This window comes from Cognataquiflexum rubidum (genome assembly GCF_022538115.1).
In the GTDB taxonomy this organism is placed as follows: Bacteria; Bacteroidota; Bacteroidia; order Cytophagales; family Cyclobacteriaceae; genus Cognataquiflexum; species Cognataquiflexum rubidum.
Genome location: NZ_JAKZAL010000010.1, coordinates 64,191 through 82,881, shown reverse-complemented (window position 1 = coordinate 82,881; position 18,691 = coordinate 64,191). Strand labels below are relative to the sequence as shown.

Below are 18,691 nucleotides of genomic sequence, written 5' to 3'. Positions count from 1 at the left end.
AATTTTAAAAGAAAAGGATATTGCAGATTTTCAGATTTCAAAGAATTTTATTTTTGCAGAAGCGTTTTTAAAGCACAGGCTGCACCAATAATCTCCTTCGATCAACAAGCTTTTGGTATACCAAGTATCCGTGTTGCTTGGCAATTTAGCAAAATCTTGGAGTGTATTCAATTCATTGAGGTTGTCCATCATTCCTGTTCCTTCCGCTTTCAATATAGATTCTTTGATAGTCCATATTTTGAAAAATTGGTTGATTGGTTCTTTTGATTTTTGAATAAAATCAACTTCAACGGGATGAAAAGACATTTCTAAAATGGAGTGAAAATCAAAATCAGGATTTATTCTCTCCACATCAATGCCGCAGGGATTGCCCGAAAAGGCAAAAACAAGCCAATCACCTGAATGCGAGGTATTGAAATGAATCTTTTCTTGATTCCTGATTTTTGGTTTGTTGAATTCATTTAACTCAAATTCTACTGATTGTGGTTTACAACCGAGGTAGTATCCACAAAGGATTTTTTTCATAACGGAGCTTGCAAGAAAACTGTGCTTGTCCTGTTCTCTCACAAATCTTTCTGATTTTTTTAATTCTTCCCCGGTTAATAATCCTGTATGCCGCTGGATTTTCTCTAAGTTATTAGCTATCCCAATCCGGATTATATGAATCTCATCCAAAAGCGGAGAGGTTGCGAATTTTTCCCAAATGGGATTGGTTTCTTGCAAATCAATGGATTTATAGAGGATCATGAACTATTTGGTTCGTCAAGTACCTTTTGGATTTTTTCGGCCATCTCCCTTAAGATTTCCGGTTTTTTGAAAATATTGTCGTGGTGGCCGGATACATGTACATTATGAACTTGGTTTACCAAGGGTTCCCAACCATAGAACTTGGTATCTTCCACATAGAAAGACCTGTTTTTCACCTTAAAAAGATGGAGATCCCCTTCATATTGGTTCAATTTATATTTTTTAAGAATTTTGATATTATTCTTGGCCACAACTTTAATAATACTTCCCTGATCCTTTTGGGTTTCAGGTCTAGCCTTTAAATTTAATTTGATTAAAACTTGGTCTTTTTTTCTATCAAAAGACCTTCTTTTTTGTTCATAAAAACCTTGAGGTTCCTTAAAAGCAAAAATCAGGTTTACTATCCTTTTGCCAAGTTGAAGTTTTAATTTTTTCAACCATGTTAATTTAGCTTCATCTTCATAAGCGGATGTGTCAAAGAGAATCAGTTTGGAGACTTCTCTTCCCATTGCTTTCAGTTGACGGGCCATTTCATAAGCCACATATCCGCCGAAAGAATAGCCCGCAATGTTATAAGGGCAAGAAGGATATTGTTTGATCATTAAAGAAATGTAAAAACCAGCCATTTCCTCTACTGAATGGTTTGGAACTTCCATCCCATCCAAACCTTTAGGCTGAAAACCATAGACAGGTTGATCATTTTCCATGTATTTGGCCAAACTATAATAAATTGAAACTGTTGATCCGACTCCATGAACAATAAACAGAGGCGGTTTATTTCCTGTCGGTTTTATCGGTACCAATGAGTTCCATCCAACCATTTTATGATTGGGGTTTTCTAACGCCTTTGCTAAAGCAAAAATGCTAGGGAAATTAAATATTAGGTTAATAGCAACCTTTGAACCAATTTCTTTTTCAAGTGCAGATATTACTTTTACCGCAAGTATGGAATGTCCACCTATGGAAAAGAAATCATCGTGGACACCTACCCTCTCCAAACCGAGGATTCTCTGCCAGAGAGTAGCAAGTTTTTTTTCCAGTTCAGACCTTGGCTCGGTATAATTCGCAGTTACCATATCTTGGGAACCAACGTCGGGAAGTGCTTTTCTGTCGATTTTTCCGCTGAAGGTGAGGGGTAGTTTTTCTAGCTGCAGCCAAAGGGCGGGCACCATGTATTCAGGCAGTTTTGACCTGAGGAATGCACTGACGGATTCTTTGTCGAAATCCCCGTCGCAGACCACATACCCCACGAGTCTTTTGTCACCCTGCCCGTATTCTCTTGCCGTGACCACGGCCTGCTTCACGGTGGGGTGGAGGAGTAGGACGGATTCGATTTCGCCTAATTCCATGCGGTATCCCCTGATTTTGACCTGGTCGTCCATCCTGCCGAGGTATTCTATATTTCCATCGGGAAGCCATTTGGCGAGATCACCCGTACGGTATATCCTGTCACCAGGAACATTACTGAATCGGTCAGGGAGAAATTTTTGGAAAGTAAGTTCAGGTCTGTTAAGGTAACCTCTTCCGACTCCTTTTCCCCCGATGCAGAGTTCACCGGGGATTCCTAATGGGTTTAGGCCTCCGTTCGGGCCTAGAATATAAACAGAGGTATTGTCTATAGGTTTCCCTATGGTTACCTTTTCGGCTATCTCCATTTTTTTATAGGTTGACCATATAGTTGTTTCGGTGGGGCCATACATGTTCCAAAGCGTTCCTAATCCCACGAGAGTATTCTTCAATTCCTCTCCGAGTGCTTCCCCCCCGACTAGCATTTTGAGATTTTGAGGATTGTTCCAGCCTGAATTGAGGAGCATCTGCCAACCCGAAGGAGTAGCCTGCATATGGGTAGGACGTACTTCTGACTGTTTTTTGGATAGGCTGAAGCCGTCCATAGCAGTTTCCCTGCTTACCAGAAAAACCTTTCCACCATTAATTAGAGGAAGAAAAAGTTCAAGGTAAAAGATGTCAAAACTGAAAGTAGTGACTGAGAGTAAACTTGAAGAAGCGTTGAATTCTACGTTTTTCGACATACTTGCCAAAAAGTTTACCACATTCCGGTGTTCTATCATTACACCTTTTGGTCTTCCTGTAGAACCAGAGGTGTAGATGATATAGGCAAGATTATCTGGTAATGGTGAATTTAGGATTGCTTCAGAAGGCATCTTTAAGATTGATGCCATTTCTTGGTCTATGATAACACGGCTTATCCCACCACCGAAATTATGTTCAGTTTTTGAAGAACAAATGACAAAATCAGCCTTGGTATCTTCAACCATATAATCAATCCTGTCTTTGGGTAAGGCCGGATCTATGGGGACATAGGGTACACTCGATTTAATGACCCCAAAAATCCCTATAACCATCTCCAGAGAGCGGTCGATACAGATCGGTACAGGGCTTTCAGGCTTTAGGCCGTTTCTAATTAGATAATGAGCAAGCTGATTGGATTTGATATCCAGTTCCTTGTATGAAAGCTTTCTTCCCTCAAATTCAACAGCCACTGCATCAGGAGATTTTAAGGCTTGGCTTGAAAATAGATCTAGGATTGTCTTGTCGTGTGGGTAAGCCGCTTGTGTAGCATTCAAGGTCTCTAACAAATAGCTCTGTTCTTCCGATGAAATTATTTCGTATTGAACTATCGGTGATGCTATGTCCATGGCTATCTCCTCTAACAATTGCTCCCAATGTCCCGCCAATCGATTAATAAATCCTTCACTGTATTTTGTGCTATTGAACTTCATTCGAAAGAACAACCTCTCCTCAGATGCTGCCATCAAAGTAAAATCATAATTCAACTGCTCAAAAAACTCTACAGTCTCCCCTATAATCTCTACTTCGCCTTGTATTTTTGGTTCCTTATAAGCGGTGCCATCCTCTGTCTGACCTGATATCGGATAATTCTCAAAAATCACCAAGTGATCTATCAAATTGGTACCTAACTCACTTTGTTGTTGTATCTCAGCTAAGCTCAAATGGTGATGGTTCTCCCCTTCAATAAAGTTATGATGTACTGATTGTAACAACTCCTTGAATGTTGTCTGCTTTGTATAATTGACTCGCTGAGGTACAGTGTTGATGAAAATTCCTATCATCTCCTGAACGCCCTTAAGCTGTGATGGACGCCCGGACACCACAGAGCCAAAAACTACGTCTTGGGTATTATTATATCTGCTTAACAAAATCCCCCAAGCACTCTGAATAATTGTGTTTAAGGTAGTTTTTTCTTTTGAAGCAATAGCAATTATCTTATCACTAAGCTCCTGATCAAGCCAAAACTCATAATCCTTACCTAAATATTCTGTACTACGCGTCAAGTTCTCCACGTCAAAAGGAAGTATAGCTTTGCTATTATATCCACTCAAATAATTGTTCCAATAGGAATTGCTCTTTTTATGGTCTATCTCATCCAACCAAGCTATATATCGGCTAAAAGGCTCCAATTCGTTTAAGGAGGCTTGCTTCCCTGCTAGTAAAGACTTGTAGGACACATCAAACTCATAAAGCACTGAATTGGCACTCCAGCCATCTAAGATTAAGTGATGGTTACTCCATATCTGATAAAAGTTGTCTACTGAAAGTTGAATAATAATTAATCTTAGCAAAGGACCTGCGCTTAAATCAAACCCTTCATCTTTATCTGACTCTCGTAGTTGCCTTATAAACTCCTGCTGTGCTGATTTTTCCTTTTCCCGGATGTCCACATATCTAAAATCCATAAATCCCTCTTTCAATACTACCTGCAAGGGTTCATCTGCCAAATCTGTTCTAAAGACAGTGCGCAATACAGCATGTCTTTCTATTATTCTTTTAAATGCGATTTTTAGCTTCTCTATATCCAAACCCCCAATAAGCCCATAACCTATTTGTATAAAATAAGCATGACTTTCAGGTTCAGACAATGCGTGGTAATACAATCCCTGCTGCATAGGACTCAAGAGGTACACATCCTCTATGGCACCGTACTGGCTTGTAAGGGCCTCTATCTGTTCTAGGATTAAGCCCTTATAGGTAAAACTGCCTGGTAATTGTATGAATTTATCGTAATTACTCAAGTTTTCACTGATGTTGAGCAGTTGTATTTTAAAACTAGCTGCCAGTTGTAGCATCAACCCTTCATCCATACGCTCTGCACTATACTGTATACTCATTTCCAAGCAACCGTCCTGACTCTGTCCACTCACCTCTAATTCACTGTCCCGTTCTAAATCTGGATGGACATCCGGGCCGTGTTCATATTTAGAATAAGTAAAAGAAGATTTAATATTACCTTTATTTGATTGGATAATCTGGTCTTTCGAATCCACTACATCCTCCCTGCTAAAATCTCCGAAATAGTTAAAAGCTACTTGTGCATCTTCCATTTCAGGTAATTGTTGTGGATGCAAATAACGTAACAACCCAAATCCTACTCCCTTGTCCGGAACCTGACTTAAGGCATCTTGAAGTAGTAATACCGACTCTATACTTTCTTCTCTATTAGATAAAACAAATGGATAAATACTCGTAAACCAACCCACAGTTCGGCTGATATTCGTTTTTTCCAAGTAATCCTCTCTTCCGTGACCTTCCAGTAATAACCTGACTTCTTTTACACCAAAAACCTCCTTTAACGCTCTGGACAAGGCCGATAACAATAGGGCATTGATCTCTACTTTGTTTAGTCCATTCATCCCTTTTTGTACAAGCGCTGTTTCTTCCTTACTTAATGCAAAGCCAACCCGCTTACTTACTCCAAAACAATTACTTCCTTCCGGATTTTGAACCGCTATCCTATCCACTTTCTTCCCCTGTTGCTGTTCCCAGTACTTTCGCTGACGCTCTAGTATATGTCCTTCTGTATATTCCGCATTGCGTTCCATCCAATATTGATAGCTGTCGGTTTTTTCAGGTAAAACTAACTCTTCCCCTTTGCGGTACTGATCCAGTAAAATCTCTATATCTTCAAACAAAATACGCCATGATATCAAGTCTATTACCATATGGTGAATACTGAGCAACAGATGGCTTTCATTTTGTTTTAAGTCATGGTACAAGCCAACACCTAGTAAAGGACCTTGCCTAAAGGTTATACGTTGCTTCAATCGCGAACCCTGATCCTCAAAGAATATTCTTCGAGTTGCTTCGGTATTACTGCTGTCTGTAGGAAGCGAGGCTTCTTCGAATATATAATAATCCCCCGATTGCCCTTCATTGTATTGTTCCCAAAGTCCATCTGACGTCTTTTGGTAACGCATACGAAACACATCGTGATGGGCAATCAGCTTTTCTATGATTGCCCTAACTTCTGGAGCTGTTATACCATTTGAAAAACAAAACATAAAGCTCTGATGAAACAGGTCTTTGTTTTCTTCTATTCCTCTTGCAACGCTATTCTCTAAAAAAGCACGTTGAATCGGACTCAATAGCACTTTCCCTTCCACAGGTCTTTGGTCTATCTTTCGAGTCAATGCACGGAGCTTGGTAGCCATTTCTGATAACTTGCTACTGCCCATCACGTCCGATATCTTTAACTCATAACCCACAGCACGCAGTCTCGCCACAATCTGAATCGCTTTGATACTATCTCCACCTAAAGCAAAAAAGTCAGACTCCAAACCAATCTCTGCTTCCTTCGCCCGCAGTACCTCTGACCATTTCCTTACCAATAGCTTTTCTTTATCGGTTCTTGGGGCACCATACTCCCCACCTTGCATGCTCGTACTTTCTGGATCCGGTAAGTTTTTTCGGTCTACTTTTCCATTGCTCGTTAATGGAATACTGGCCAGTTTTACATAGTAGTTAGGTACCATATATTGTGGAAGCGTCACTTTCAGATGGGATCTTAGTTCCTCGGCAGTGGCTTCGCCGGTTGCATAGGCTATTAGCTCCATATCCGTTCTGTTTCTGAGTGCTCTAGCTATCACTACACATTTTCCGGACTTAGAATGGCTGTTCAAAGCTTGTTCGATTTCACCTAACTCTATCCTATAACCCCTGATCTTGACCTGGTCATCTATCCTTCCCAGATATTCAATGTTTCCATCAGGAAGCCAACGCGCAAGATCCCCTGTCCTATACATCTTTTCTTCTCCGATTTTGTCTAATGGGTTTTTAACAAACTTTTCCGAAGTCAGTTCAGGATTATTCAAATAACCTCTGGCAACTCCTTGACCTGAAACACATAACTCCCCGGCGACATTTATGGGGTTGAGCTGATTATCTTTATTGAGAATATAGATTTTAGTAAAATCGATAGGTTTGCCTATGGTAACGTTTTCATCCGGTGAATGAATTTGAGCTACTGAAGCCCAAACAGTACCTTCCGTCGGGCCATATTCATTAAATAATTTAACATTTTTAGTTTTGTTAAAATGCAGCTTAACAAGCGAATGATCAAGGTTTTCCCCGGCCAGGATTACATTGGATAGCTTGGAGTCTGAAAGCAATTCTTCTTCCTGCAAGAACCTATAGTAGGATGGGACACAAAGGATAGTTTCAGTATCTTTCAGCAGCTCTTGGATATGATGAGGGCTTTTGATCAAATCACTTTTACACAAGATCAATTGACCACCTGTAGTCAGCGCTCCAAAAATCACAGCAACAGATGAATCAAATGCAAATGAAGGTATCATTAATACCGCACCGGTGTTATCATAGTAGGATTTTCTTGCCAATGTAGATGCCAATAAACCCTTATGCTCGATTAATACTCCCTTTGGTGTCCCTGTAGAACCCGATGTATAAATTACATAGGCAAGGCTATTCTGATTGATTTTCTTTTCCTTGAAATCAATTGAAATTTTCTCCATTTCAACTGTATCAATATCGAGACAAATGATTTCAATTGAGTTTGAAAATTTTTCTTTTAAATCCGAAGTCGTCAAAAGAATTTTTGCGGCTGAATCAGCCAAAATATAATTGATCCTGTCCTTAGGATAAGTGGGATCAACCGGCACGTATGCACCCCCGGCTTTTAATATTGCCAAAATGCCGATGATCATTTCAAAAGATCTATCCAGGCAAATGGGAATCAGGTATTCATTTTGAATTCCTTTGAAGATTAAATAATTGGATAGCTGATCAGATTTTTTATCAAGATCTGAGTAGCTCAATTTTTTCCCCTCAAAGACAACAGCTATAGAATCTGGGCTTTTTATAACCTGACTTTTAAAAAGGTCAAGAATGGTAGTGTTTTCGGGAATTGGTTTATGGAGTTTGTTAAAGGAATCTAGAATTTTGTTTGATTCCTCATTTTGAATTATTTCCAGCGTCCCGATTTTTTCTAAGGGATTATTACAAATTGATTTTAAGAGCTGTTTGTAATGCGAAACAAAGTTGGTGATGGTTTCTTTTTTGAAAAGATCTGTACAATATTCCAGCACTCCTTCTATCCCTTCATTTGTTTCAGTTAGCTCAAAAGTCATGTCAAACTTAGAAGTAAAATGCTCAAATGATTTCTCGGATACTTCTGCTCCTTCTATTTCGAATTTGGAATCCGGAACGTTCTGCAATACAAAAAGAACTTGGAAAATGGGGTTTCTACTCAAGTCTCTTTCCTGGCCCAAATTTCCCACAATGATTTCAAATGGAACCTGTTGAACTTCAAACGCTTCTAAAGTAGATGTTTTTACCTGCTCCAAAAATTCATCAAATCCCAAAGAATTTTGGATTTGTGTTCTGAGGGCTAGTGTGTTTACAAAAAAACCTATCAAATCTTCTGTTTCTTTGTTTTCTCTTCCTGCTATCGGTGTTCCGACACAAATATCCTCCTGACCACTGTAGCGGTAAAGTAGGATTTTATAGGCCGCAAGCAATGTCATGAAAAGTGTAACTTTCTGACTTTTACCTAATTCCTTCAGTTGGTTGACTATATTGGAATCAAGTAAAAATCTATGAATATCTCCGTTTGTACTAAGAATGGAAGGTCTCGTAAAGTCCGTTGGAAGTTGTAGTGGTGCGGTATCTTGAAGTCTTTTTTTCCAAAGGTCTATTTTCGATTGGAAGGAATCCTGGGCTATAATTTTTCTCTGCAATAGTGCATAATCTGCATATTGATAGGGAAGCTCGGGTAAATCAGGAGAATTTCCGATTGATAAAGCCGTATAGAGTTCTTTAAGCTCTTTTTTTAGTATAGAAGCGGACCATCCATCAGAGGCTATATGGTGCAGTATGATTACCAAACAATGCGCATTAGGGGCTAATGTGATGATACAGGCCCTCATCATATGGTCTCTGGTGAGGTCGAAAGGTATCCTGATCAGTCCTGTCACTTCTCTGTCAAGAAGTCCAGGATCATGCAATTCCCTTCTTTCAAGCTTCCAGAGATCTTTGCCAAGCACGGTCTGGCAATCGTTGCCGTCTTTCTCCCTGATGACGGTCCTGAGGACTTCATGGCGGTTGACAATGGTTTTGAGCGCTTCTTCGAGGGCAAGGATATTGAGTTTTCCTGAGATATTGAAGATGAGTGGGATGTGGTACTGGATGCTGCCTTCGAGCTGGTGGATAAACCAGAGACTCTGCTGGTTATAGGAAAGGGGAAGAATTTCAGTTGTTTCTCTTAATGTTTTGACTACTTCTTCCCTATGATCAATTTCTTTGGTAGAAAGGATTTCTGTGAATTGTTTCAAAGTGGGGTTAGTAAACAGATCTCGGATAGAAAGCACCTGTCCAGTTTCTTGTCTCAAAGCTACTATTACCCTCATGGCCATAAGGGAATGGCCCCCAAGCTCAAAAAAATCATTATTGAGCCCCACTTTCTCAACTCCTAGTATTTTCCTCCAAACTTCAGACACTATTTTTTGTAGGTCTGTTTTGGGTGCTTCATATTTTATGTTTTCATTGGATTCCGCTACTGGTTCTGGTAAGGCTTTTCTATTTATTTTCCCATTGAAAGTCAACGGGAATGCATCCAGTTCCATCCAAGTATGAGGGACCATGTATTCTGGAAGTTTTGCATTGAGGAAAGAAATGACCTCATCCTTGTCAAATGGACTTTTGCAAATCACGTAGCCGATAAGCCTATTGATTCCAAAGTTGTCCTGTTTTACTGCTACAACTGCCTGTTTAATCCTCTTGTGCTGCTGAAGTACAGTTTCGATCTCCCCAAGTTCAATTCGGTGTCCTCTGATTTTTACCTGGTCATCAATCCTGCCCAGATATTCAATATTTCCATCCGGCAACCATTTTGCAAGGTCTCCTGTCCGATAGAATCTGGCGTCTTTTGTTTCGCTAAAGGGATCACGAACAAACTTTTCGGAGGTAAGTTCAGGCCTGTTGAGGTAACCTCTTCCAACACCATCCCCTCCAATACAAAGCTCACCAGGAATCCCTATTGGATTTGCTTGATCTCCTGAACCAAGAATATAGATAGAGGTATTGGCAATAGGCTTACCGATATTCACTTTTCGAGTCGGGTCCATTTTCTTTAAAGTAGACCAAATAGTGGTTTCCGTAGGACCATACAAATTCCAAAGCGTTCCTAAAGAAGACAAAGCATTTTTTGTATCCTCCTTTAGCGCTTCTCCGCCTACTAGCATTTTAATCCCAGTTGGGTTTTTCCACCCACTTTCAAGAAGCAATTGCCATCCAGATGGCGTGGCTTGCATATGAGTAGGTGCTTTTTCTTCAATTAACTGTGCAAGTTTATAGCCATCAAGGGTAGTTTCTTTATCAGCTAAGATTACGCAGCCTCCCTGAAAAAGCGGAAGAAACAGTTCAAGATAAAAAATATCGAAACTATAGGTGGTGACAGATAGAATACTGGAAGAAGGATTGAAATCTACATCCTTGGACATGCTGAAAAGGAAGTTGACCAGATTTCTGTGTTCAACCATCACGCCTTTTGGCCTTCCCGTAGATCCCGAGGTATATATTATATCAAAGAGATTTTCAGGTTTAGGTGAGGGGAGCGGCTTGTTAGAAGACATTAAGGTAATTCCCTCTAGTTCTTGGTCTAACAAAAGTTTTTTGTGGTTTGAAACTTTCTCTAAAGTACTGGAAATGCAAATGACAAAATCAGCCCCGGTATCTTCCAACATGTAATCAATCCGGTCTACAGGAAGAGAAGGGTCGATAGGAACCAATGCGCCGCCGGCCTTTAGAATTCCGAGAATCCCAATGACCATCTCAATGGATCGATCTATGCAAAGAGGTATGGGATTTTCTGACTTGACACCTTTTAATATCAGGTAATTGGCGAATTGGTTGGCTCTCCCATCAAGTTCTTTGTAATTAATATTTTGGCCGCCGGCAACAACAGCAATCTTGTTTGGTGAAGCCTTCGCTATTTTTTCAAATAGACTTACAATTGTTTCACTTTTGGGGTAATTGGATTTTGTATTATTGAATTTTCTTAAAACGAGATCATCTTCCTCAAGTCCTATCATTTTTAACTTATCAATCCTGTTAGATGGATTTTCAGAAATTGAATATAATAAGGTCTTGTAATGGCCAACCATCCTTTCTATGGTCTCTTTCAAAAAGAGGTCTGTACTGAATTCTACTATTCCATCAAGACCATTCTCTGCTTCTGTTAATTCAAAAGCAAAGTCAAATCTTGAGGTTGAATGATTATAATTGTGTGAAGTCCATTTGGTGTCTTCCGTTTGAAATCTGGTATCATTGGCGCTATGGAGGGCAAATAGTACCTGGAAAACAGGATTTTTGCTCAGATCCCTTTTGATTTCAAGAGATTCCACCATTTGCTCAAAAGGTATTTCACTGTTGTCAAAAGCATCAAGCGTATTAGTTCGCACCTGTTTGAGCAACTCCTCGAATCTCATTTTACCCTCAACAGCATTTCGTAAAGGAATACTATTGACAAAAAAACCTATCAGATTCTCAAGATTCTGATAATTTCTTCCGGCGACTGGTGTACCGACACATATATCTTCCTGCCCGGTGTACCTGTACATCAACACTTTGAATGCTGAGATAAGTGTCATGAACAGTGTCGCATTGAATTGTAATCCTATTCTATTTAGATCGGATATCAATTCTTTGGTGATTGAAAACCGTGCGGTCCCACCCTTTCTGCTTATTTCGGAAGGCCTGCTAAAATCTGTTGGAAGCTGAAGAGGAACAATGTTTTTGAGTCTGGCTTTCCAATAGTCAATCTTAGGCTGTATTGAATCACTGTTCAGGAAATTTCTTTGCCAGATGGCATAGTCAATGTACTGTATGGAAAGTGGAGACAGGATTATTGGCAGTCCTTTGGTGATGGCTTGATAGCATTCGGTGAGTTCTTTTCTCAGAATATTTGCAGACCATCCGTCAGATGCAATGTGGTGCATGGTGATTACCAGACAATAATCGCCTATGGTTTTTGTGATCAAGCATGCCCTCATCATGTGGTCATGGGTGAGGTCGAAAGGTGTTCTTATCAGTCCGGAAATTTCATTGTCTAGGAGTTCGGGTTCAGGTAAATCCATTCTGTCCAGCTTCCAGAGGTCTTGTCCAAGCACTTTTTGCCAATAGTTGCCATCCTTTTCAGTGACGACAGTGCGGAGGACCTCGTGACGGTTGACAATGGTTTTGAGGGCTTTATCAATGGCAGTAATATCCAGGTTACCGTCAATGTCAAGGATCTGGGGAATATGATACTGTATACTTCCTTCCAGCTGGTGGATAAACCAAAGACTTTGCTGATTGTAAGAAAGGGGAATGTCTTCAGGCCTTGCCACGGGATGAGGAACATTACTTGAGACTTCCCCTCTTCTAGACTGGAGGATGAGGGCAAGTTGTGCGACCGTGGGTGCAGAGAAAAGCTCACGGATGGAAAGTTCTGCTCCCAAATCTTTTCTGACTGCTGCCAGGGTACGCATTGCAAGAAGGGAATGACCTCCGAGAGCAAAAAAATCATCATGGATTCCTACCCTGTCCAGCCCAAGAAGTTTCTGCCAGAGAGCAGCGAGCTGTTTTTCGAGGTCATTTTTTGGTTCAGCATATCTGGCAGTCACCATATCGGCGGAACCGACATCGGGAAGTGCCTTTCGGTCGATTTTTCCGGTGAAGGAGAGGGGGAGTTTTTCGAGCTGAAGCCATAGGGTGGGTACCATGCATTCAGGCAGTTTTGACCTGAGGAATGCAATGACGGATTCTTTGTTGAAATCCCCCTCGCAGACGACATATCCCACAAGCCTTTTGTCACCCTGCCCGTATTCTTTTGCAATGACCACGGCCTGCTTCACGATGGGGTGGAGGAGGAGGACGGATTCGATTTCACCGAGCTCGATTCGGTACCCCCTGATTTTGACTTGGTCATCCATCCTGCCGAGGTATTCGATGTTTCCTTCGGGTAGCCACCTGGCTAGGTCACCTGTACGGTACATCCTATCACCCGGGACATTGCTGAATGGGTTGTGAAGGAATTTTTGAGAGGTAAGATCTGGCTTGTTGAGGTAACCTCGTCCGACACCTTTTCCACCTATGTAGAGTTCACCGGGAATCCCGATAGGGTTTACCCCGCCATCAGGACCTAGGATGTATACAGAGGTATTGTCGATGGGTTTTCCGATGCTTACCTTTTCACCCACCTCCATTTTTTTGAATGTTGATGTTATTGTAGTCTCTGTCGGTCCATAAAGGTTCCAAAGCTTTCCTGTTTGGGCGAGAAGATTTTTCGTTTCTTCCATAAGAGCTTCACCTCCGGTAGTCATAATTATTCCTTCAGGATTGTTCCACCCCGAACTGAGGAGTAATTGCCAACCAGAAGGCGTAGCCTGCATGTGGGTAGGACGAACTTCTGCAAGTTTTTTGGAAAGGCTGAATCCGTCCATGGCAATTTCCTTTTTTACCAAAAAAACAGACCCTCCATTTATCAGGGGTACGAACAGTTCCAAACAAAATGCATCAAAAATGAAAGGAGTAACCGATAATTGACGCGAAGAGGAATCATACTCCACAATTTTTGTTAAGCTAATCGAAAAATTGATGAGGTTTTCATGGTCCACCATAGCACCTTTTGGCTTTCCCGTAGAACCAGAGGTGTAGATGATGTATGCCAGATTTTCAGGCTGGAGCGAAAACGGAAGTTTACCAGAAGGCATCCTGAGAACCGCCTCTATTTTCTGGTCCATGATGACAAGATTTACCTTTTCGCTGAAATTGTGGGCTGTTCCTGAAGAACAAATGACAAAATCCGCTTTGGTATCTTCAATCATATAATCAATCCGGTCCTTTGGAAAGGCAGGATCGATGGGGACGTAGGCCCCACCTGATTTGAGGATTCCAAAAATCCCTATGATCATTTCCAGAGACCGGTCCATACAGATCGGAACAGGACTTTCAGGTTTGAGTCCGTTTTTGATTAAAAAATGGGCTAGCTGGTTTGATTTGGCATCCAATTGACTGTAGGAAAGCTCCTTTCCTTCAAATTCAACAGCTAACGCATTTGGGTTGTTTATGACCTGTTGTTCAAATAAATCCAAAATTGTTTTTGTGTCCGATAATGGGGATTCAGTATCGGTGAAGGATTTCAGCAGAAAATCTTCCTCATCAGGAATAATATTTAAGAGACCTAAGTTTAAGGATGGATTGGATTGTACTGATTCAAGAACCGTTAAAAAATGAGAGGCCATCCTCTGAATTGTTTCGAAGCAATACAATTCAGTGTCAAAGGTGATTGTAGCATCAATTGTATCGTCATTTTCCACAAAGCCAAAAAAAAGCGTGGAATTGAATTGCTGAAGTTTTATTGTTACTCGGTGGTTGGGTTCATGGTTTTCCTTATTTTTTTGATAATCGAAGATGACGGGAAAAAGTATGCTTAAATCCTTTTTGTTCTTTATTCCTAAAGAAGAAATTAATTGATCAACAGAGATTTGATTGTAGGAATTGGCTTCAGCTAAATCGGCCCCTAATTTTTGGACAAACTCACCAAATTGCATGCTGCCATCTATTTTGGAACGAATAGGCAGGATATCCAAAAAATCGTTTTGTTCATTTTCTCCACTTGGATGGAAAAGACCCGATTTTTTGATTGTTTTTCCAACACAAAAATCATTTTGGCTACTATACCTGTAAATCAAAACTTTCAGGGCTGAAAAAAGGACTAAAGACGATGAGGGGGTTTTTTCAGAAAAGGAGGCCTTAATATCATGGAGTAGAGCCTTATCTAAAAAAAAGTTAAGTGTGTTATTCTCTTTTCCTTTTGTCAAAGATTTTGAAGGGTCCTTTGGCAGTTGTAACTCTTTGATGCCCTCAAGCTTTTTAATCCAATAACCATTGATTGATTGCGAAGATCCTGTCGCTGATTGGTTATTAAGCGATTTTTTGACTGACATAACTAAATTATTTTGGGTATAAAAAATAATTTCTCAGCTCTGTTAAAAGCCGGAATTTGCAAGTCAAGTTAACAACCTTTTTTAAGAAAAAATCATTGGGCATTAAAAATCAATAGATTTTAGAAACCATTTAAATAACATGAATTCCTTATCGTGATTTCACAATTCTAAAAAAAGCATATCAATTTATTATGACGGATTTGAACCAGATTTTTCATCAAGTATTTTTTGGGTTTTTTCAGCCATATCTTTTAAGATTTCAGGTTTTTGGAAAATATTGTCGTGGTGCCCGCCAATATTTACCACATTGACTTTTTGTACAAATGGCACCCAGCCATAAAATTTTGGCTCTTCGACATAAAACAACCTGGTTTTTGCCCGAAATAAATACACCTGGCCATTGTAAGGAACCAACCTGTATTTATCTAGGATCTTGAAATTGTTTTTTGTGATTGTATCTAGGCTACTTGTGGATTCATTCACCAATTGTAATTTTGGTTTTAAGTTAATTTTACCAAATATCGAATCTATTTTACGTTCTAGAGATCTTGTCTTTTTTTCAAAATATGCCTGAGGTTCGTTCACGGCAAAGTTTACTTGAGTTATGAAGTTGTTAATCCGAAGTTTTATTTTTTCAACTTGTGAAAGTTTTTCCTTGTATTCTGTTGCAGCTGTATCAAACAAAATAAGCTTATCAACTTTTTTCCCCATCAATTGCAGCTGCTTGGCCATCTCATAAGCGACACATCCGCCAAAGCAATAGCCGGATAAATTGTAAGGGCCGTCAGGATTTTGCTTAACCATCAGGGAAATATAATAAGTAGCCATATCTTCAACGGAACTATCGGGTACCTCAACCCCGTCCAAACCTTTTGGCTGAAAGCCATAAATAGGCTGGTCATCGTCCACGAATTTTGCCAATCTGAAATAAATAGATGCAGACGATCCTATTCCATGGACGATATATAAGGGTGGTTTGCTTCCCGTGGGTTTAACGGCCAATAATAAGTTCAAACCCACCGGATCTAGTCTGCTGTTTACTATTGCTTTTGCCAAGTCCGATATATTCGGATGTTTGAATATCTGGTTAATAGAGAGTTTTGAACCTATTTCTTTTTCCAGCAGCGATATTACCTTAACTGCCAGGAGGGAATTTCCCCCCATTTCAAAAAAGTCGGCATTGATGTCAATTTGATCCCTCTTCAAAGTTTTGCACCAAACTTTAGAAATTGACTTTTCTAGATTTGTTGATGGGGCTATCTTTGGAGAGCTATTTTCTAATGGTATGGGTAGATTTTTTTTGTCAATTTTATTATTGGCAGTCAGAGGAAGATACTCCAATAAAACAATCTTACCGGGTACCATATAGTTTGGCAATTTCTGCTGCAGTCCTTTTCGTATTTCGTAAATCCAATCCTCCTGAATTAATGTATGCAGAGGTTCCTGACTTACCACATATCCAACCAATTGTTTTTGTCCCGGCACATCCTCCCTCAATATCACTGCTGATTCTTTAATCCCGGGCATGCTATTGATGGTGGATTCAATCTCCCCTAATTCTATTCGGTATCCCCTGATTTTGACCTGGTCATCAATCCTTCCCAAATACTCGATATTACCATCAGGAAGCCACCTGGCAAGATCGCCTGTACGGTACATTTTAGCATCCCCATCTTTATTGAATGGATTTATTACAAACTTCTCCGCGGTAAGTTTCCGAAGATTTAGATATCCCCGGCTTACTGTTTCACCTGCTATGCAGAGTTCTCCGGTGACATTTACCGGATTGAGTTGGTTGTCTTTGTTAAGGATATAAATTTTTGAATAATCTATCGGTTTGCCGATGGTCACTTTTTCATTCGGAGATTTGATTTGGGCAACGGAAGCCCATACGGTACATTCTGTGGGCCCATATTCATTATAAAGAGCAGCACTTCCCGATTTTTCAAAATGAAGTTTCACCAATGACCTATCTAGGTTTTCTCCCGCTACTATTACATGGGATAGACTGGAATGAGCAAGCAATTCCTCTTCCAACAAAAATCTGTAATAGGAAGGCACACAGAGGATAGCTTCAGTCTCGTGCAGGAGTTCTTTTATATGAAATGGGTTTTTGATTAGCTCACTTTTACATAAAATCAATTTCCCACCAGTGGTCAATGTCCCAAATATCACAGCAACGGATGAATCAAAGGCAAATGAAGGAATCAGCAAAACTGTTCCCAAATTGCCGTAATAAGATTTTCTTGCTAAAGTGGAGGCCGCGAAACCCTTGTGTTCAATCATTACCCCCTTCGGTTTTCCGGTAGACCCTGAGGTGTAAATAACATAGGCCAAATGGTTTTGTCGGATGTCTAATGAAATTAATTCATCTGGCATCTTTTCTATTTCAGGCCAATCTTCATCCAATTGGATAACTCCTTTTGCCTTTTGAAGCTTAGATTTTAGGTCCGAGGTGGTAAGAATCGTTTCTGCATGGGTATCAGAAAAAACAAACTCTATTCTTTCGTCTGGATAAGTCGGGTCAATCGGTACATAAGCCCCACCTGCTTTTAATATTCCAAAAATACCGATGATCATTTCAAGGGAACGGTCAAGACATATCGGAATCAAACTTTCGGGTTTAATTCCTTTGCTAAGAAGGTAATTAGCAAGCTGATTGGATTTGAAATCAAGTTCTCTATATGTCAGTTGCTTCTTTTCAAAATCAACAGCGATATCATCAGGCTTTTTTCTTACCTGATTATTAAAGAGATCCAGGATGGTAATGTTATGGGGTGATGATTTTATTTGGGGATTAAATGAATACAAGAGCTCATTTTCCTCTTCTGGGGAAAGGATTTTTAACAACCCCAAGGGTAAGGAAGAATTTTCAGAAATAGATTTAAGAAGTTTTCTGTATTGGTAAGAAAAATCAGAAATGGTTTCCTTTTTAAATAAATCAGAATTGTAATCTATTACACCCTTTATACCATCTGGGGTTAAAGTGAGGCCCAAAAATATGTCACACTTTGCAGAATATCTTTGATAAATACCTTCGGCCAAATCTGATCTGTCTATCTCAAAGTGATTATCTGATTCTTGCTTAAACTCAAAAAGAGCCTTGAAATTAGGATTTTGACCTATATCATTTTCATTGCCCAAGTAATTTAAGAGACTGTCATATGACACTTCTTGAAATTCTTCAGCTTCTCCCACAAAATCGTGAATATTGGTAACCAAGTTTTTAAAATCCAATTCAGTTTCGATCTGGGTAGGTATTGGTGTGATATTTTCAGTGAAATTAATTTTTTGATTTTGCTCTTGTTGTTCGATCCTTCTTTCCAGGATACCTACACTGAAGATATCTTGCCCACTCCACCTGTACAGAAGGATTTTGTAGGCAGCTAAAAGTTTTATTGCAAGTGTTTCATTAGGATGTTTTTGAATTTTATTTAATTGAGCTGAAAAAATTGAATCAATGGAAAAATGAAAAGTAGCTCTGTTGTTACCATTTCCTTCATTCTTGGTAAAATCAAAAGGCAACCGAAGCGGTTCAACACTTTCTAATTTTGTTCGCCAAAACTTGATTGTTTCTGTAATCTTATCTTCCGTGATTTGTTTGAAAGTATTGTTTTTAAAAGACATAATTATTACGCAAAAAAGGAAATATTGAATTATTTATGGAAAATTACAAAAGGAAA

Annotated in this window: 3 protein-coding genes; all 3 read right to left on the bottom strand. The window is 39.7% G+C overall.

The genetic code is table 11. From position 1 onward, the window contains the following. Positions 1–30: 30 nt before the first annotated feature. The 3 genes from MMU05_RS12210 to MMU05_RS12200 all read right to left on the bottom strand — a co-directional run bounded on the left by MMU05_RS12210 (position 31) and on the right by MMU05_RS12200 (position 18,635). Positions 31–747 (bottom strand): 4'-phosphopantetheinyl transferase family protein, encoded by a 717-nt coding sequence (locus tag MMU05_RS12210; protein WP_241141965.1) that lies wholly within the window; start codon positions 745–747, stop codon positions 31–33. Continuing rightward, complete coding sequence (locus MMU05_RS12205; protein ID WP_241141964.1) at positions 744–15,008, bottom strand: non-ribosomal peptide synthetase; 14,265 nt, start codon at positions 15,006–15,008, stop codon at positions 744–746. The genes MMU05_RS12210 and MMU05_RS12205 overlap by 4 nt, the downstream gene beginning before the upstream one ends. Positions 15,009–15,197: 189 nt before the next feature. Next, positions 15,198–18,635: a non-ribosomal peptide synthetase gene (locus MMU05_RS12200; protein WP_241141963.1), complete on the bottom strand. Its 3,438-nt coding sequence runs from the start codon at positions 18,633–18,635 to the stop codon at positions 15,198–15,200. Positions 18,636–18,691: the final 56 nt, after the last annotated feature.

Bases quoted from the DNA above. Each gene is read 5' to 3' on its own strand.
- MMU05_RS12210 (WP_241141965.1), bottom strand. From the start codon at position 747: ATGATCCTCTATAAATCCATTGATTTGCAAGAAACCAATCCCATTTGG.
- MMU05_RS12205 (WP_241141964.1), bottom strand. From the start codon at position 15,008: ATGTCAGTCAAAAAATCGCTTAATAACCAATCAGCGACAGGATCTTCG.
- MMU05_RS12200 (WP_241141963.1), bottom strand. From the start codon at position 18,635: ATGTCTTTTAAAAACAATACTTTCAAACAAATCACGGAAGATAAGATT.